Origin of the sequence: Caballeronia sp. LZ065, assembly GCF_031450975.1 — a bacterium.
Lineage (GTDB): Bacteria > Pseudomonadota > Gammaproteobacteria > Burkholderiales > Burkholderiaceae > Caballeronia.
This window is the reverse complement of record NZ_JARUXV010000001.1, coordinates 753,779-769,113: the sequence shown is the minus strand read 5'-3', so window position 1 is coordinate 769,113 and position 15,335 is coordinate 753,779. Positions and strand designations below refer to the sequence as shown.

The 15,335-nt window shown below is 64.4% G+C and carries 14 protein-coding genes; 7 read left to right on the top strand and 7 right to left on the bottom strand.

Translation table 11 applies throughout. The annotated features are described in order from the left end of the window. Positions 1-12 precede the first annotated feature (12 nt). The 3 genes from QCE63_RS03605 (at position 13) to QCE63_RS03595 (ending at position 3,882) form a co-directional block, all read left to right on the top strand. Positions 13-1,311: a cytochrome c gene (locus QCE63_RS03605; protein ID WP_309830607.1), complete on the top strand. Its 1,299-nt coding sequence runs from the start codon at positions 13-15 to the stop codon at positions 1,309-1,311. Positions 1,312-1,460: 149 nt separating this feature from the next. Further along, entirely contained in the window at positions 1,461-2,081 is a 621-nt protein-coding gene (locus QCE63_RS03600) for a hemolysin III family protein (RefSeq protein ID WP_309830605.1), read from the top strand. Between the two features lie 235 nt (positions 2,082-2,316). Further along, entirely contained in the window at positions 2,317-3,882 is a 1,566-nt protein-coding gene (locus QCE63_RS03595; protein ID WP_309830603.1) for a DEAD/DEAH box helicase, read from the top strand. 34 nt (positions 3,883-3,916) lie between these two features. Here the strand turns inward: QCE63_RS03595 and QCE63_RS03590 are convergent, their stop codons facing one another. The 3 genes from QCE63_RS03590 to QCE63_RS03580 all read right to left on the bottom strand — a co-directional run bounded on the left by QCE63_RS03590 (position 3,917) and on the right by QCE63_RS03580 (position 7,349). Next, entirely contained in the window at positions 3,917-4,435 is a 519-nt protein-coding gene (locus QCE63_RS03590; RefSeq protein ID WP_309830601.1) for a hypothetical protein, read from the bottom strand. Between the two features lie 44 nt (positions 4,436-4,479). Beyond that, positions 4,480-5,304, bottom strand: coding sequence for a ferritin-like domain-containing protein (locus QCE63_RS03585; RefSeq protein WP_309807298.1), 825 nt, complete (start codon positions 5,302-5,304; stop codon positions 4,480-4,482). 407 nt (positions 5,305-5,711) lie between these two features. Continuing rightward, positions 5,712-7,349, bottom strand: coding sequence for a gamma-glutamyltransferase family protein (locus QCE63_RS03580; RefSeq protein WP_309830599.1), 1,638 nt, complete (start codon positions 7,347-7,349; stop codon positions 5,712-5,714). A 459-nt stretch (positions 7,350-7,808) separates the two neighbouring features. On the opposite strand from QCE63_RS03580, the gene QCE63_RS03575 reads away from it, so the two are divergent. Beyond that, entirely contained in the window at positions 7,809-8,006 is a 198-nt protein-coding gene (locus QCE63_RS03575; protein WP_309807295.1) for a hypothetical protein, read from the top strand. Between the two features lie 84 nt (positions 8,007-8,090). Here QCE63_RS03575 and QCE63_RS03570 read toward each other — a convergent pair whose 3' ends face one another. Then, positions 8,091-8,471 (bottom strand): hypothetical protein, encoded by a 381-nt coding sequence (locus QCE63_RS03570; RefSeq protein ID WP_309830597.1) that lies wholly within the window; start codon positions 8,469-8,471, stop codon positions 8,091-8,093. Positions 8,472-8,690: 219 nt separating this feature from the next. Between QCE63_RS03570 and glpK the strand changes: the two genes are divergently transcribed. Then, positions 8,691-10,184, top strand: coding sequence for a glycerol kinase GlpK (glpK, locus tag QCE63_RS03565; RefSeq protein ID WP_309830595.1), 1,494 nt, complete (start codon positions 8,691-8,693; stop codon positions 10,182-10,184). A 256-nt stretch (positions 10,185-10,440) separates the two neighbouring features. Here the strand turns inward: glpK and QCE63_RS03560 are convergent, their stop codons facing one another. The 3 genes from QCE63_RS03560 to QCE63_RS03550 are packed head-to-tail and all read right to left on the bottom strand — an operon-like array spanning position 10,441 to position 12,742. Next, positions 10,441-11,127 (bottom strand): HAD family hydrolase, encoded by a 687-nt coding sequence (locus QCE63_RS03560; RefSeq protein ID WP_309830593.1) that lies wholly within the window; start codon positions 11,125-11,127, stop codon positions 10,441-10,443. 37 nt (positions 11,128-11,164) lie between these two features. Further along, positions 11,165-12,352, bottom strand: coding sequence for an MFS transporter (locus QCE63_RS03555; RefSeq protein ID WP_309830591.1), 1,188 nt, complete (start codon positions 12,350-12,352; stop codon positions 11,165-11,167). Positions 12,353-12,364: 12 nt separating this feature from the next. Beyond that, a complete protein-coding gene (locus QCE63_RS03550; RefSeq protein WP_309830590.1) occupies positions 12,365-12,742 on the bottom strand; it encodes a VOC family protein in 378 nt (125 codons plus the stop codon). A gap of 106 nt (positions 12,743-12,848) precedes the next feature. Here QCE63_RS03550 and QCE63_RS03545 point away from each other — a divergent pair, with 106 nt between their 5' ends. Together QCE63_RS03545 and miaB are read left to right on the top strand one after the other, a co-directional pair. Beyond that, on the top strand, positions 12,849-13,820 hold the full coding sequence (locus tag QCE63_RS03545) for a LysR family transcriptional regulator (protein WP_309833668.1): 972 nt from the start codon (positions 12,849-12,851) through the stop codon (positions 13,818-13,820). A 132-nt stretch (positions 13,821-13,952) separates the two neighbouring features. After that, on the top strand, positions 13,953-15,332 hold the full coding sequence (gene miaB, locus QCE63_RS03540; protein WP_309830588.1) for a tRNA (N6-isopentenyl adenosine(37)-C2)-methylthiotransferase MiaB: 1,380 nt from the start codon (positions 13,953-13,955) through the stop codon (positions 15,330-15,332). Positions 15,333-15,335: the final 3 nt, after the last annotated feature.

The window sequence follows — 15,335 nt, the reverse complement described above, 5'->3', positions numbered from 1 at the left end:
AGCGACAACACAATGAAACGCAAGTCCCTGTTCGCACTTTCCTCGGCTGTCGTGGTGGCAGCCGTCGCAGCCGGCGCCGTCCTCTGGTCGGGCGGCGACAACCTGCATTCAGGCGGCGCCATTGCGGCGACGCCGGCCGACAAGGCCGCCCTCATCAAGCAAGGCGAATATCTGGCCCGCGCCGGCGACTGTATCGCCTGCCACACGGTGCGCGGCGGCAAGCAGTTCGGCGGCGGCCTGCCGATGGCGACGCCGTTCGGCACCATGTTCACGCCGAACATCACGCCGGACGATCAATACGGCATCGGCAAGTGGACGTCGGACGATTTCTATCGCGCGATGCACACCGGCCGTTCGAAGGACGGCAGCCTGCTCTACCCGGGCTTCCCGTTCACGAGCTACACGAAGGTCACGCGCGCCGATTCGGACGCGATCTACGCGTACCTGCGCTCGGTCGCGCCGATCAACGAGCCGAGCCGTCCGCACGAACTGCGCTTCCCGTTCAACAACCGCAACCTGCTGATCGGCTGGCGCACGCTGTTCTTCTCGGAAGGCGAGTACAAGCCGGATCCCACCAAGTCGGTCGAATGGAACCGCGGCGCGTATCTGGTCGAAGGCCTCGGCCACTGCGGCATGTGCCACACGTCGATTAACGCGATGGGCGGCCCGGTCAGCTCGGCGGCCTTCGCCGGCGGCCTGATCCCGCTGCAGAACTGGTATGCGCCTTCGCTGACGTCGAACAAGGAAGCCGGTCTCGGCGACTGGGACCTGAAGGACATCAACGACCTGCTGAAGACCGGCGTGTCGCAACGTGGCGCGGTGTTCGGCCCGATGGCCGAAGTGGTCCACAACAGCCTGCAGTACATGACCGACGGCGACATCAACGCGATCTCGACCTATCTCAAGTCGATCCCGCAGAAGAAGGAAGCGCCGGAAGTCATGCAGCTCGAAACCTCCGAGAAGTTCGGCGGCGAACTGCTGACGCTGGGCAAGAAGGTGTACACCGAGAACTGCGCGAAGTGCCACGCGGAGAACGGTCTCGGCAAGCCGCCGGCTTACCCGCCGCTCGCCAACAACCAGTCCATCCAGATGCCGTCGGCCGTCAACCCGATCCGCATGACGCTCAACGGCGGCTATCCGCCGAGCACGGAAGGCAATCCGATGCCGCACGGCATGCCGCCGTTCGCGCAGGCGCTGTCGGATACGGAAGTGGCTTCGGTCGTGACGTACATCCGTATGTCGTGGGGCAACCACGGTACGCCGGTGTCGCCGCAACAGGTCAGCAACCTGCGTTCGGCGCCGCTCGACTGATGCTCGACTGACATGTCCGGCGGTCATCCGCCGAGACAGCGTACAATACGCCATGGGGCGCAGCCTTCGTAGTTGGGGCCGCGCCCCTTGCTTTTTGGCTGGGCCGTTTTACGGTTGCCGCGTCTGCGGCCCTGTAGCGTGGAATTCCTATGCATGTCGGAGAGCGTTTCAACAGCATCAGCCATCTGATCGGCGCCTTGCTGTCGGTGGCGGGTTTGGCGACGCTCGTTACACTCGGCGCGCTCGAGGGCGATCCCTACAAGGTCGTGAGCTTTGCGATCTACGGTGCGATGCTCTGCGCGCTGTATGTCATCTCCACGCTGTATCACTGGGCGCGCACGCCGCGCGTCAAGGCCATACTCCAGAAGTGCGATCACTCGGCGATCTACTTGCTGATCGCCGGCAGCTACACGCCCTATACACTGGTGACCTTGCGTGGGCCATGGGGTTGGTCGCTGTTCGGCGTGAGCTGGGGACTCGCGGTGTTCGGCATCACGCAGGAACTGACGCTCGGGCGCCGAACCCGCAGCGTCTCGATGGTGCTCTATGTGCTGATGGGCTGGCTCGCGCTCGTAGCCGTCCATCCGCTCGTGACGGCGCTGCCGCCCGCGGGACTCGCGTGGCTGGTGGCGGGCGGTCTGGTCTACACCGCCGGCATCTGGTTTTTCATCAACGACGAGCGCATCCGGCACGGACATGGCATCTGGCATCTGTTCGTGCTGGCAGGCAGCCTGTGCCAGTTCGTGAGCGTCGCGCGCTATGTCGCGTGAGCTCAAACTGGACGGATGTCGCGGCATCGCAATATCGTCGATGCAACTTAGCGCCAGATGACGTGTCTTGATAGCACGTCTTACCTTGCGGTATTGCCGGGCAGTCACTGACCGCCAATCGGCCCGCCGCCCGATTTTCTCCGAGCGTCACGCATGCGCTCTGCCAACCGGACTCCGGTTCGCCGCAGCCTCGTTCGCATGCGCGCCGTTCGACACAACGAAGTGAACGCCATCCATGTCTTTTGATTCACTCGGCTTGTCCGAACCCCTGCTTCGCGCCGTCAACGAACTCGGCTATTCCATCCCCACGCCCATTCAGCTCCAGGCGATTCCCGCCGTCCTGAAGGGCGGCGACCTGCTCGCGGGCGCGCAAACCGGCACGGGCAAGACCGCCGGCTTCACGCTGCCGATCCTGCAACGTCTGTCACAACTCGCGCCGGCCGCGGGCGGCGCCAAGCGCCCGGTGCGCGCGCTGATCCTCACGCCGACGCGCGAACTCGCCGCGCAGGTCGAGGAAAGCGTGCGTGCCTATGGCAAATATCTGAAACTGCGGTCGACCGTGATGTTCGGCGGCGTCGGCATCAATCCGCAGATCGACGCGCTGCGCCGTGGCGTGGACATCGTCGTCGCGACGCCGGGACGGCTGCTCGATCACATGCAGCAGAAGACGATCGACGTGTCGCAGCTCGAGATCCTCGTGCTCGACGAAGCCGATCGCATGCTCGACATGGGTTTCATCCATGACATCAAGCGCGTGCTGGCCCGTCTGCCGGCGAAGCGCCAGAACCTGCTGTTCTCGGCCACTTTCTCCGACGAGATCAAGGCCCTCGCCGACAGTCTGCTCGCCTCGCCCGCGCTCATCGAAGTGGCGCGCCGCAATACGACCGCGGAGACCGTTGAGCAGAAGATTCATCCGGTCGATCGCGATCGCAAGCGCGAGATGCTCACGCACCTCATCCGCACGCACAACTGGTTCCAGGTGCTGGTGTTCACGCGCACGAAACACGGCGCCAACCGGCTTGCCGAGCAGCTCGGCAAGGACGGCATCAGCGCGCTCGCCATTCACGGCAACAAGAGCCAGTCGGCCCGCACGCGCGCGCTCGCGGAGTTCAAGGACCAGACGCTGCAGGTGCTGGTCGCGACCGATATCGCGGCGCGCGGCATCGACATCGATCAACTGCCGCACGTCGTCAATTTCGATTTGCCGAACGTGCCGGAAGATTACGTACACCGCATCGGCCGCACCGGCCGCGCGGGCGCGGAAGGCGAGGCCGTGTCGCTGGTGTGCGTCGACGAGCATCAGCTGCTGCGCGATATCGAACGCCTCATCAAGCGGCCCATTCCGCAGGAAGTGATTGCCGGCTTCGAGCCGGATCCGAGCGCGAAGCCCGAGCCGATCCAGCGTCGCAGCCAGGGTGGCGGGCGCGGTCAGGGACAAGGGCAAGGCCGGCAGGGACAGGCGCCGCGTGGTGAAGCCCGTCCGAAGAGCGAAGCGCGGCGCAGTTCGGCCGAGCAGCCCCGTCGCGACGGCGGTCGTCCGAGCGGTGAAGCGCCGCGTGCGGCGCGGCCGGCCAACGGCGCCAGCGGCGGCCAACCCGCGCGCGATGCACGCAACCACGGCAACGGCAAACCCGCTGCCAAGCCGAACACGGGCAATGGTTCGGCGCCGCGTCGTGCTGAATCGGCAACGGCAGCGGCAGGTCACGCCGACAACCGGCGCAAGCCCGGCGGCAATCCGGGCGCGTTGCTCGGCGGCCGCCGCGATCCGCAGCGTTCGGGCGATCGCAGCCGCCAAGGCTAAGGCTTTTGCTGACCCGGGCTCCCGGGTCAGCCCTTCATGACGCGGCGGCGCTCGCCGCCCGCTTCAGCCACTCGATCTGCTCGCGCCAGCGCGCGAGCACCGTGGCCTCGTCCTCAAGCTCGAATGCCATGCCATGCGTAAGCCGCGCATAAGGCACGCGCTGCGTTTCGGCGCTTTCGATCGTCGCGACGAAACACGCGAGCGGCACGTCGTCGAGCGGCACTTGCCGCACATCCAGATGGATCTGATGGAACGCTTCGTCGAACACGAAGGTGATCGTCGCGCGTCCGCTGCCGGCGATGGCCCGCGCCGTGCGCGACGACGGCCACAGCGCGAAGGCGAGCGTGCGCTCGTCGGGGGCGAACAGTTCGCCGGTGCTGAGGAGCGCGGTCCGCACGCAGCGGGCATCGGTATCCGCGACACATAACGACGCCGTGAAACGGTCGGCGGCCCCGGCATGCGTGCCATCGAAGCAGGCGCGCAGCGCAGGCGGCCAGGCGTCGAACACGTCATGCGCCGACAGGACAGGTTTCAATGGGGTGGAAGCTGACATAAGAAAATGCCGGCTTGGGCCGGCATCATGGGTTGCGTAGCGGTCTAGCGGAAGAATAGCTGCGTCATCTTGGAAAGCGGATAGTGAACGCCGGGCTGGATGCGCGCGGGCAGGTCCAGCGGCTTGAGCAGCATCTTGATGGCCTGATCCGCCGACAGGTTGCGTCTCACCAGCGCGTTCACCCGCGCGGAGAGTTCCCGGTTGTAGTTCGAATCCTGTGCGTGTTCCGGATAACGGACGGCGAACACGTGCCGCAGCGCGATTTCGGAATCCTCGCTCTTCAATTCAGCGACGCGCCGGATCAACGCACCGAGCACGGCGATGCGGCCATTGCCCTCGATCTTGTTCCACTTTTTGAAGAAACGGAAAAAGTGCTTGTAGTGGCGCACTTCGTCCGTGCGGATGTTGTCGGTGATTTCCTTCAGCACCGGTTCGTCCGAACAGTCGTTGATCGCCCGATAAAGCGTCGCCGTGCCGGTTTCAACGACACAGCGCGCCACCATTTCCAGCGCGCGTTTTTTTTCGAAGGCTTCGTAAGAGCAGGTCAGCGAATATTCATCGAAGAAACTTTTGAACGCCGTGTCCCAGTCGAATTCCGGCCAGACGTAATTGATATAAGTCTTGAGCGCCCTGCCATGCTGCATCTCCTCGGGCTCCCATTCGGTATTGAGCCAGGCGGAGATTTCAGGATCGTCATGGAAATACTTGCTGAGGTTGCTCGTGTAGAGATCAGTGCCGCTCTCGATGAACGAGCAGGCGCACAGCAGCAAGAGAAGATGCTCGTTGGATTGCGCCTTTTGAAGGTCGATCCGGGACAGATCGATGTCTTCGATGCGCCACGGCATGACGTGGCTTGTTTCAGTGTGCATGTATCGCGCTCCTGGCTGGACTGAACGCGCCTTCGGCCAACAAGAGACGGCCGAGGTTTCAGGCGACGCCATGACCGGTTTCGTCATGGCATCTTCAACTTCATGTGTTAGCAGCTTGTTTTTGCATCTTAGCCGCCCTGCCGCGAGTTTGCAGGCATGGGGGACAGACTCGCGCGCGGCTGCATCGGTTCCGCATGTGCAGAATTTCCACGGCTCGAATGCCCGCGCGTGTCGCTGCGATGCAGCATGAAACGTGCCGGAACGGGTGGTTGGGATGTCGATGCAGAGAGCGCGTCGGAAGTTCGGCGGCCGTCAGGCCGCGCGGGGCCTGACGCACCGGACGGTCACAGCAGAAGGGCGGCGTTCCGCCTGATGCGGAAGCCGCAACAATGCGGCTTCCCTCGTGCTCAGAAGCCGGCGGCGAGCCCGTCGCGACGGCTGTCGCTGGCCGCGACATAGCCGCGTTCCGGATCGTTCCGGTCGAGCTTCCAGATGTATTGTCCGGAACCGAAATCCATATACGGATCGTCCACCGACTTGATGCGATGGCCGAGCCCTTCGAGCGCACGCGCCGTGTCGAGGTCCAGCGTGGACTCGATGTCGATGGTGAAGTCGTGGTTGACCTTCCAGCGCGGCGCATCGCACGCGGCCTGCGGCTGCTGGCCGTAATCGAGCATGCGTACGATGGATTGCAGATGTCCCTGCGGCTGCATGTCGCCGCCCATGACGCCGAAGCTCATGATGGCTTCCTGCCGGCCTTCGACCTGTTGCGTCAGGAACGCGGGAATGATTGTATGGAACGGGCGTTTGCCACCGGCGACGACATTCGCCGACTTCGGGTCCATCGAGAAACCGCAGCCACGGTTCTGCAGCGAGATGCCCATGCCGGGCACCACGACGCCCGAGCCGAAGCCCATGTAGTTCGACTGGATGAAACTGACCATCATGCCGCGCTCGTCCGCCACGGACATGTAGATGGTGCCGCCTGACTTCGGCATGCCGAAGTCGAAATGCGCTGCGCGCGACGGATCGATGAGTTTGGCGCGCTCGGTGAGATAAGCGTCGTCGAGCATCTGTTCCGGCGTCACTTCCATCGACCTCGGGTCCGCGACGTAACGATAGACGTCCGCGAAGGCCAGCTTCATCGCTTCGATCTGCAAGTGCTGCGACTCGATACGATCGACGCTCAGTGCGCCGACCTCGAACTTGTCGAGAATCCCGAGCGCGATGAGCGCCGCGATGCCCTGTCCGTTTGGCGGGATCTCGTGGACCGTGTAGCCGCGATAGTCCTTGCTGATCGGCTCGACCCAGTCCGCGCGATAGGTGCGGAGATCCTCCAGGGTCAGCGCCGCTTCGCCTTCGCGGGCGAAGGCTGCGATGCGCTCAGCAATCTCGCCTTCGTAGTACGCGCGCGGGCCTTGTTCGGCCAGCATGCGCAGCGTCTTTGCGTGACCGGGAAAGCGCACGAGTTCGCTCACTTCGGGTGCGCGGCCATGCGGCATGAAAACCTCTGCGAAGCCGGGCTGATTCCTGAGTTCAGGCACCGCCGCCGCCCATTTGTAGGCCACGATGCTCGCCACGGCATGACCGCGTTCGGCGATCTCGATGGCAGGCTCCATCAGATCCGCGAACGGCAACGTGCCGAACTTCGCATGCAACGCTTCCCATCCGGCGATGACGCCCGGCACCGTGACCGCGTCCCAGCCGCGCTTGGGCTGCCGCGCCAGGCCGTTGTCCTCACCGTATTTGCGGCGGAAGTAGTCGACGTTCCATGCCGCCGGCGACACGCCCGACGCATTGAGGCCGTGCAGTTTCCCGCCGTCCCAGACCAGCGCGAACGCGTCGCCGCCCAGACCGCACGACACGGGTTCCACCACCGTGATGGCCGCCGCCGCCGCGATGGCGGCATCGACTGCGTTACCGCCCTTCCACAACATGCGCAGGCCAGCCTGCGCGGCAAGCGGATGCGAAGTCGACACGATGTTGCGGGCGAACACCGGCAGACGCGGTGTGGGGTAAGGGTTTTGCCAGTTGAAGCGAGTCATTGAGTTGAATCCGAAATACCTGCGCTTCCGGTAAAGAGCGGAAGTCGCGTGGAGGGTCATACAAAGGACTAAGTTTGCATTGCGCGCTTAATCCCTAGCAAATTCGTTTATCGTATTTATTCATGATTTTCATTCATGAAACGGACGGTACTGTGCCGCTTCGCGAAACGAGACGGCAGCCTCTGTGCATGGTGCAGCGCGACAAGAACTTCAAGTAGATTCTGCAAATTCGCCTCGGCGAAGGACCGCTTCCGGCAGGAAGAAAAGTCAAAGCCAAAATTTTTCACTGCGAGTTTGGCACTCGTCTGACACTTGCCTACAATCCCAATTCCCGGAGCCCGCGGCACAACAACAGCGCGTCCCGGCGCTTGTTCAGTTTCCCCGTACAACGTTTCGAAGCAAAAAGATCCGGCTTACAAGGCCGGCTGCTTATGCCGTTCGGTGGTCATGGAGAACACAATGCTGAGTCCGCACGAATTTGCCACGCTGCTACTGGTTCAGGAAGCACCCAATCAAGTGGACATGGAGCGTCAGGAACTCGACGCCCTGCTCGAACGCCAACTCGTTCAACTCGAAAGCCTCGCCTCGGGACGTCAACAATGGCGTCTTACCGCAACCGGCGACTCCACCGTCAAGGCTTTCAAGCGCTATTCGTAGCACGCGCGGCAGGACTCCGGACGCGGCCCGCAGCCGCGTCCGTTTCATGTTCCCCTTTCAGGAATTTCCGCTACTTCCGACGCGTCATCCGGCGCGCAAGGTGGGATCGACAGCGGCTCGCCAGCTCAAAGCGCGAGCGCGCTGATCCAGGAAGAAATTCGCCCACGCACTTTGCGATTCAGGCCCGGGATTGGCCTTCCAGACGCGGTACTGTTCTCCAATGCCCGCCTGGAACGCGCAGAAGCGCTCCCTGGAAAGGCCGCCACGACGCTCGGCGACAAAGGCGTCAAAGAACGCCGAGTAGACTGACTGAGCGTCGCCGCCGTAGTCGGCTGGCGAAACGCCGCACATCTCCTGCAGCGCGCCGAAGGACGGCGCGCCCAGCGATCCGTCGAGACTTGGCGTGCTCACGCATCCCGCCAGCAGCGCCGCACCCAGCACACCTGAAGCTACCCGCACTCGCATTGCCCTCACCTCTTTCCGATTGACTGACGCCAGTATCGGTCCAAGCGCACCGGCGCGCCACTCGGCCGAATGGCATAGGCATCGCGCGGTTTGCGACTTTCTCTCTGCAATGTCCGCGCGTCCTATGCCATTCGGCCGAGTTGTCCGCGCGGCCCGGCTCCGTTAGATTTGCCGAGACGACATTCAAGCCACGATGTACGCCCGAACCCGGAGATGACCATGCAGGATCAGACCATTCTCGCGCTCGACCAGGGAACCACCAGTTCGCGCGCCATGCTGTTCGACCGCCGCGGCAACATCGTCTCAGTCGCGCAGAAGGAATTTCAGCAGATATACCCACAGTCGGGCTGGGTGGAACATGATCCGCGCGAGATCTGGTCCACGCAGGCCGGCGTGGCCGCAGAAGCCGTCACGCGCGCGGGCGTGAGTGCGTCTTCCATTGCCGCCGTGGGCATCACGAATCAGCGCGAGACCACCATCGTCTGGGATCGCGAGACCGGTACGCCGCTCTACAACGCAATCGTCTGGCAGGACCGTCGCACGGCGGCGTTCTGCGATGAACTCAAGAACCGTGGTCTCGAGGCCATGGTGCGCGCCAAGACGGGCCTGCCCGTCGACGCGTATTTCTCGGCCACGAAGATCCGCTGGATCCTGGACAACGTAGAGGGCGCGCAAGACAAGGCGCGCCAGGGGCGCCTCGCCTTCGGCACGGTGGACAGCTGGCTCATGTGGAATTTCACGCGTGGCCTGCATGTCACGGACATCACGAACGCCTCGCGCACGATGCTCTTCAACATTCACGAACGGCGTTGGGACGACGAACTGCTCGACGCGCTCGACATTCCGCGCAGCATGTTGCCCGAAGTTCGCAGTTCATCGGAGGTGTACGGCACCACGCGCGGCACCGTGTTCGCGCAGGATCTGCCACTTGCCTCGATTGCCGGCGACCAGCATGCCGCGCTGTTTGGCCAGATGTGTACAGAGTCAGGCATGGTCAAGAACACTTACGGCACAGGCTGCTTTCTTGTCATGAACACCGGCGAACAGCCAATTGAATCGCGCAACAATCTCGTGACCACCATTGCGTGGCAGATTGGCGACCAGGTCAACTACGCGCTCGAAGGCAGCATCTTCATTGCAGGCGCGGTCGTGCAATGGCTGCGCGACGGCCTGGGCCTGATCCGCCACGCACGGGAGATTGAGGCGCTCGCGCGCCAGGTGCCGCACAGCGACGGCGTCTATCTCGTGCCGGCCTTCGCCGGGCTCGGCGCGCCGCACTGGACCCCGAGCGCACGCGGCACGCTCTTCGGCGTGACGCGCGGCACGGGCGCGAGTCACATTGCGCGCGCGGCGCTCGACTCCATCGCCTATCAATCCGTCGACGTGCTGAAAGCCATGGAAGCGGACTCGGGCTTGCGCATCGCGGAACTGCGTGTCGATGGCGGCGCGTGCGCCAACGACCTGCTGATGCAGTTCCAAGTCGACCTTCTCGGCGTGGAGGTCGCCCGGCCCCGCATCGCCGAAACCACGGCGCTCGGCGCGGCGTATCTCGCAGGACTGGCTGTCGGGTACTGGAAGGATCTCGGCGAACTCAAGGCGCAATGGCAGCTCGAACGGCGCTTCACGCCGTCGATGCCGGCGGAGGACGTCGCATCGCGTCTCGCGGGCTGGCAACGGGCGGTCGGAGCGGCGAAGGCTTGGGCGGACGGGTGAGTTCAAGCCGCGTGGGAACCGGTCGAAATTCGCGCGTCGCGCGTGCCGTGCGGTGACACGCCATGACGCGCGTTGACATGCAGTGACGTGCAGCCTCAAGCGACCACATGCGGCCCGGCGCACAAGCCCCGAAAAGCGCTACGTGCTGCTCCCAGCCGCGCGTTCGCCCCCACCCCGCCAACGCCAGCGCCAGTGCCAGCGCCAGCGCCAGTGCCAGCGCCAGCGCCAGCGCCAGCGCCAGCGCCAGCGCAGCCAATCAGGAAAGCACGTCCCCGAAATCCCCGCGCACCCCGGCAGCAACCAGCGCGGGCAGCTCGTCCATATGCTCCATGATCCGCGTGATGCCCGTTTCGCGCAGCACTTGGGCATACCCGGAAGGAATATGACTCGCGCCCACGAACGCAATGGTCTTCATGCCCGCCGCGCGCGCCGCCGTCAGTCCGGCCACGCTGTCCTCCACGACGAGACAGCGCGCCGGATCGACATCCAGCGTGCGCGCCGCCAGCAGATAGACATCCGGATAGGGCTTCGGACGCTCGACCTGCTGGGCGCTGAATACACGAGGGCCAACGATCTCCTCCAGCCCCGCGCGCCGCACGGAAGCGCGCACGCGCTCCAGGCGGCTGTTCGACACCACCGCGACCGGCAGCCCGCAGCCTTCGAGCGCCGCGCGTACTCCCGCGATCGGACCGACCGATCGTGCGAGTTCCACGGCCACCCGCGCTTCGATCGTATCAACGAAACCGGGCGGCATCAGGATACCGAAGCGGCCTTCAAGCTGCGCCAGGAAACGGGAGGTCTGCTGGCCGAAGGCCGTCTTGACGACCGGTTTGAAGTCGATGCCGGGAAACGTCTCGGTGAGCACGTCCAGCATCACGCGATCCGCGATGATTTCGCTATCGACGAGCACGCCGTCGCAATCGCAGATGAGATGATCGATCATGTTGGCTCGAATTACGTTAAGCCAACATGATAAGCGCTCAGCAGGCGTCGGCAGCGTTTATGTCAGAACGATTGGAAGCGCGGCGGGGCGCATCCAGACGCGCCGCGAACCACGTCACGCCAAGTGCAACAAGCGCGACGACGGCGGCAGCCCACGGCAGCGCATCGAGACCGTGGCCATGCGTCAGCACCGCGCCGCCCAGCCACGCGCCACCGGCATTGCCCACGTTGAACGCGCCGATGTTCAGCGTCGAAGCCAGGTTCGGCGCGTCCTTCGCCTTCTCCACGACGCGTGTCTGCAAAGGTGGCACCGTCGCGAACGCCGCGATACCCCACACGAAGATCGTCAGGATCGCACCGGACTGGCTGTGACTCGTCTTCGCGAACACCGCCATCACGATCGCCAGCGCGAACAGAATGCCCATCAGCGAGCGCATCAGCGCACGGTCGGCGAGCCGGCCGCCAATCGTATTGCCGATCGTCAAACCCACGCCGAACAGCACCAGGATCAGCGTGACCGCGCGCGGCGAGAAGCCGCCGACCTGTTCGAGGATCGGCGCGATATAGGTGAACACGATGAACACGCCGCCGAAGCCAAGCACCGTCATCGTCAGCGCGAGCCAAACCTGCGGGTCGCGCAGCACGCGCACTTCGCGGCCCAGACCACTCGGCGCGGCGTCGTGACGGTTCGGCACCAGCGCCGTCACGCCCAGCGCGGACAACACGCCGAGCCCCGCGACAATCCAGAACGTTGCGCGCCAACCCAGCTCCTGCCCGACGAACGTACCGAACGGCACGCCCAGCACATTGGCGAGCGTGAGGCCGGTGAACATCAACGCAATCGCGCTCGCGCGCTTCTCGGCCGGCACCAGCGATGCCGCCACGACCGCCCCGATACCGAAGAACGAGCCGTGCGCGAACGAGGTGACGACGCGCGCAACCATCAGCAGGCCGTAACCCGGCGCGACCGCGCACAACACGTTGCCGACGATGAACACCGCCATCAGCAACTGCAAGGCGAGCTTGCGCGGCATGCGGGCCGTCAGCACGGCGAGCAGCGGCGCGCCGACCGTAACGCCCAGCGCGTAGCCGGTGACGAGCAGGCCAGCCGAGGGAATCGACACCGAAAGATCGTGCGCGACGTTGGGCAGCAGGCCCATGATGACGAATTCCGTCGTGCCGATGGCGAAAGCGCTGATGGCCAGCGCGAGAAGAGGCAGGGGCATGATGGCTCCGGTTCAGGATTGAGTGGTCACGAATTCCACGACGACGGCCGGCGCGAGCCGCACGAACAGTTGCCGTTCGCGGGACAGCGGAACGTCGGCGAGCTGATAGGGATAGCCGTGACAGTCCAGGCGCTTGAGCAGCGTGAGCCACTCGTCGGTGTCATCGATTCGCAATGCAACGTGATCGATGCGCGTCGTGGCCGGACGCTGCGCCGCTGCATCAATGCCCGCCGCGATCAAGTGCACCACCGGCCGCCCGCCGAGATACAGCCAGTAACCGCCGACGCCGAACGGCGGCCGCGGCCCGACTTCCATTCCGGCGATATCGACGAAGAAGCGCATCAACGCATCGCAGTGCGGCGCGACGATCGTGACGTGATCCAGCTGCATGATCTGAACCTCCGTGACCACAGAAAGCCGCATTCTCCGGTTCGCGCATGTGTTTGAGAATTGGGCTAGTCTTTGAATCATTCTCAAACAGGATTTGAAAATGGCGATGGATCGGCTGGGCGACATGCGCCTGTTCATGGAAACGGCGACGGCCGGCAGCCTGTCCGCGGCGGGCCGCAAGCTCGGGCTTTCCCCGGCGGCGGCGAGCGCGCGGCTCATCAAACTGGAGAAAGCGTTGCAGGCGCGGCTGTTCGAGCGCACCACGCGCCAGTTGCGCCTGACTGACGAGGGGCGCGTCTATCTGCAACATTGCCGGATCGCATTGCAGGCCATCGACGACGCCGAGGCCGCGTTGCAGGCAGGTCAGAACGTCGTGCGCGGCAAGGTGCGCATCTCGGCGACATCGGATTTCGGGCGCAACCTGCTGCGCGGCTGGCTCGACAACTTCCGCGCGCTGCACCCCGAGGTCAGCTTCGCGCTGACGCTGTCGGATTCGGTGTCGAACCTGCTGCACGAGGACATCGACCTCGCGATCCGTTTCGGCGCCCCGCCCGACAGCGGCCTCGCGGCCCGCGTGCTGGCGCCGAACCGCCGCGTGTTGTGCGCCGCGCCGGGCTATCTGGCGCGGCGCGGCACGCCGCTCACGCCGGCCGGGCTGGTCGGCCACGATTTCGTAGTGGTCGTCACGTCGAACGGGCCGCTCAGCGAACTCGACTTCACGCGCGGCGAGGAGCGCTACACGTTTTCGATGCCGGTCGCGGATTCCTGGGAAGCCAACGACGGCGCGCTGGTCCACGCGTGGGCGCTGGCGGGACATGGCATCGCGCACAAATCGATCTGGGATATCGCCGCCGATGTCCGCGCCGGCAGACTGCGCATGGTGCTGCCCGACTGGTGCACGCACGAGGCGCCCGTGCACGCGCTGTTTCACGCGAACCGCTACATGGCGCCGCGCGTGCGGGCCGTGCTGGATTTCCTGGTGGCGCGCTTCGACGAAACCACCGCCGCGCTGCTCGGCGACCTCGCGTTTCCGCCGCGTCGGCGCGAGGAAGGTCAGGATGGGTCTGCGGCGCTATAATATAGCCCTCAATTGCAGTAAAAAGCGGGCAGATCGAAACAGAAAAGCCACGCAAAACGACAACTTCCGCGATGTCCCCTTTCAACTCCTAACCAGCGCCCCCAGATCAACCACTGCGACCGGCGACGATTCATGACCAAGAAAGTTTATGTAAAGACCTTTGGCTGCCAGATGAACGAGTACGACTCCGACAAGATGGTCGACGTGCTCGGTGCAGCGGAAGGACTCGTCAAGACGGACACGCCCGAAGACGCGGACGTCATTCTGTTCAACACCTGCTCGGTGCGCGAAAAGGCCCAGGAGAAAGTCTTCTCCGATCTCGGCCGCGTCCGCGAGCTCAAGGAAGCCAATCCCAACCTGCTGATCGGCGTCGGCGGCTGTGTCGCGAGCCAGGAAGGCGCGTCGATCGTCGCGCGCGCGCCCTACGTCGATCTCGTGTTCGGCCCGCAGACACTGCACCGCCTGCCCGCCATGATCGACCAGCGCCGCGCCACGGGCCGCGCCCAGGTCGACATCTCGTTTCCGGAAATCGAGAAGTTCGACCATCTCCCGCCGGCCCGCGTCGACGGTCCGAGCGCATTCGTGTCGATCATGGAAGGCTGCTCGAAATATTGCAGCTACTGCGTCGTGCCGTACACGCGCGGCGAGGAAGTGTCCCGCCCGCTCGACGACGTCCTCACCGAAATCGCCGGCCTGGCCGATCAGGGCGTGCGCGAAGTCACGCTGCTCGGCCAGAACGTGAACGCTTACCGCGGCGCGCTGACGCTCGGTTCGAGCGAAATCGCCGACTTCGCGACGCTGATCGAATACGTGGCCGACGTGCCCGGCATCGAACGCATCCGCTACACCACGTCGCATCCGAAGGAATTCACGCAGCGTCTCATCGACACCTACGCGAAGGTGCCGAAGCTCGTCTCGCACCTGCATCTGCCCGTGCAGCACGGCTCGGACCGCATCCTGATGGCGATGAAACGCGGTTACACCGTGCTCGAATACAAGTCGGTCATTCGCAAGCTGCGCGCGATCCGCCCGGACCTGTCGCTGTCCACCGACTTCATCGTCGGCTTCCCCGGCGAGACCGAGGACGACTTCGACAGGATGATGGCGCTCGTCGACGAGATGCGCTACGACACGAGCTTCTCGTTCATCTACAGCCCGCGTCCTGGCACGCCCGCCGCGAACCTGCACGACGACACGCCGCGCGAAGTCAAGCTCAAACGCCTGCAACATCTGCAGGCGACCATCGAGGAAAACGTGCAGCGCATCAGCGCGTCGATGGTCGGCAAGATCGAACGCATTCTCGTCGAACGCCCGGCGCGCAAGGATCCGAACGAACTCGCGGGCCGTACCGAGAACAACCGCGTCGTCAACTTTCCGGCGCCGGTGGAGACGCATGCACGGCTGATCGGCCAGATGATCGACGTGAAGATCGTGCACGCGTACCCGCACTCGTTGCGCGGCGAACTGGTGATGGTGGCGGACGCGCCCGCGCTGGCTCACGGGATGGCTTAATAA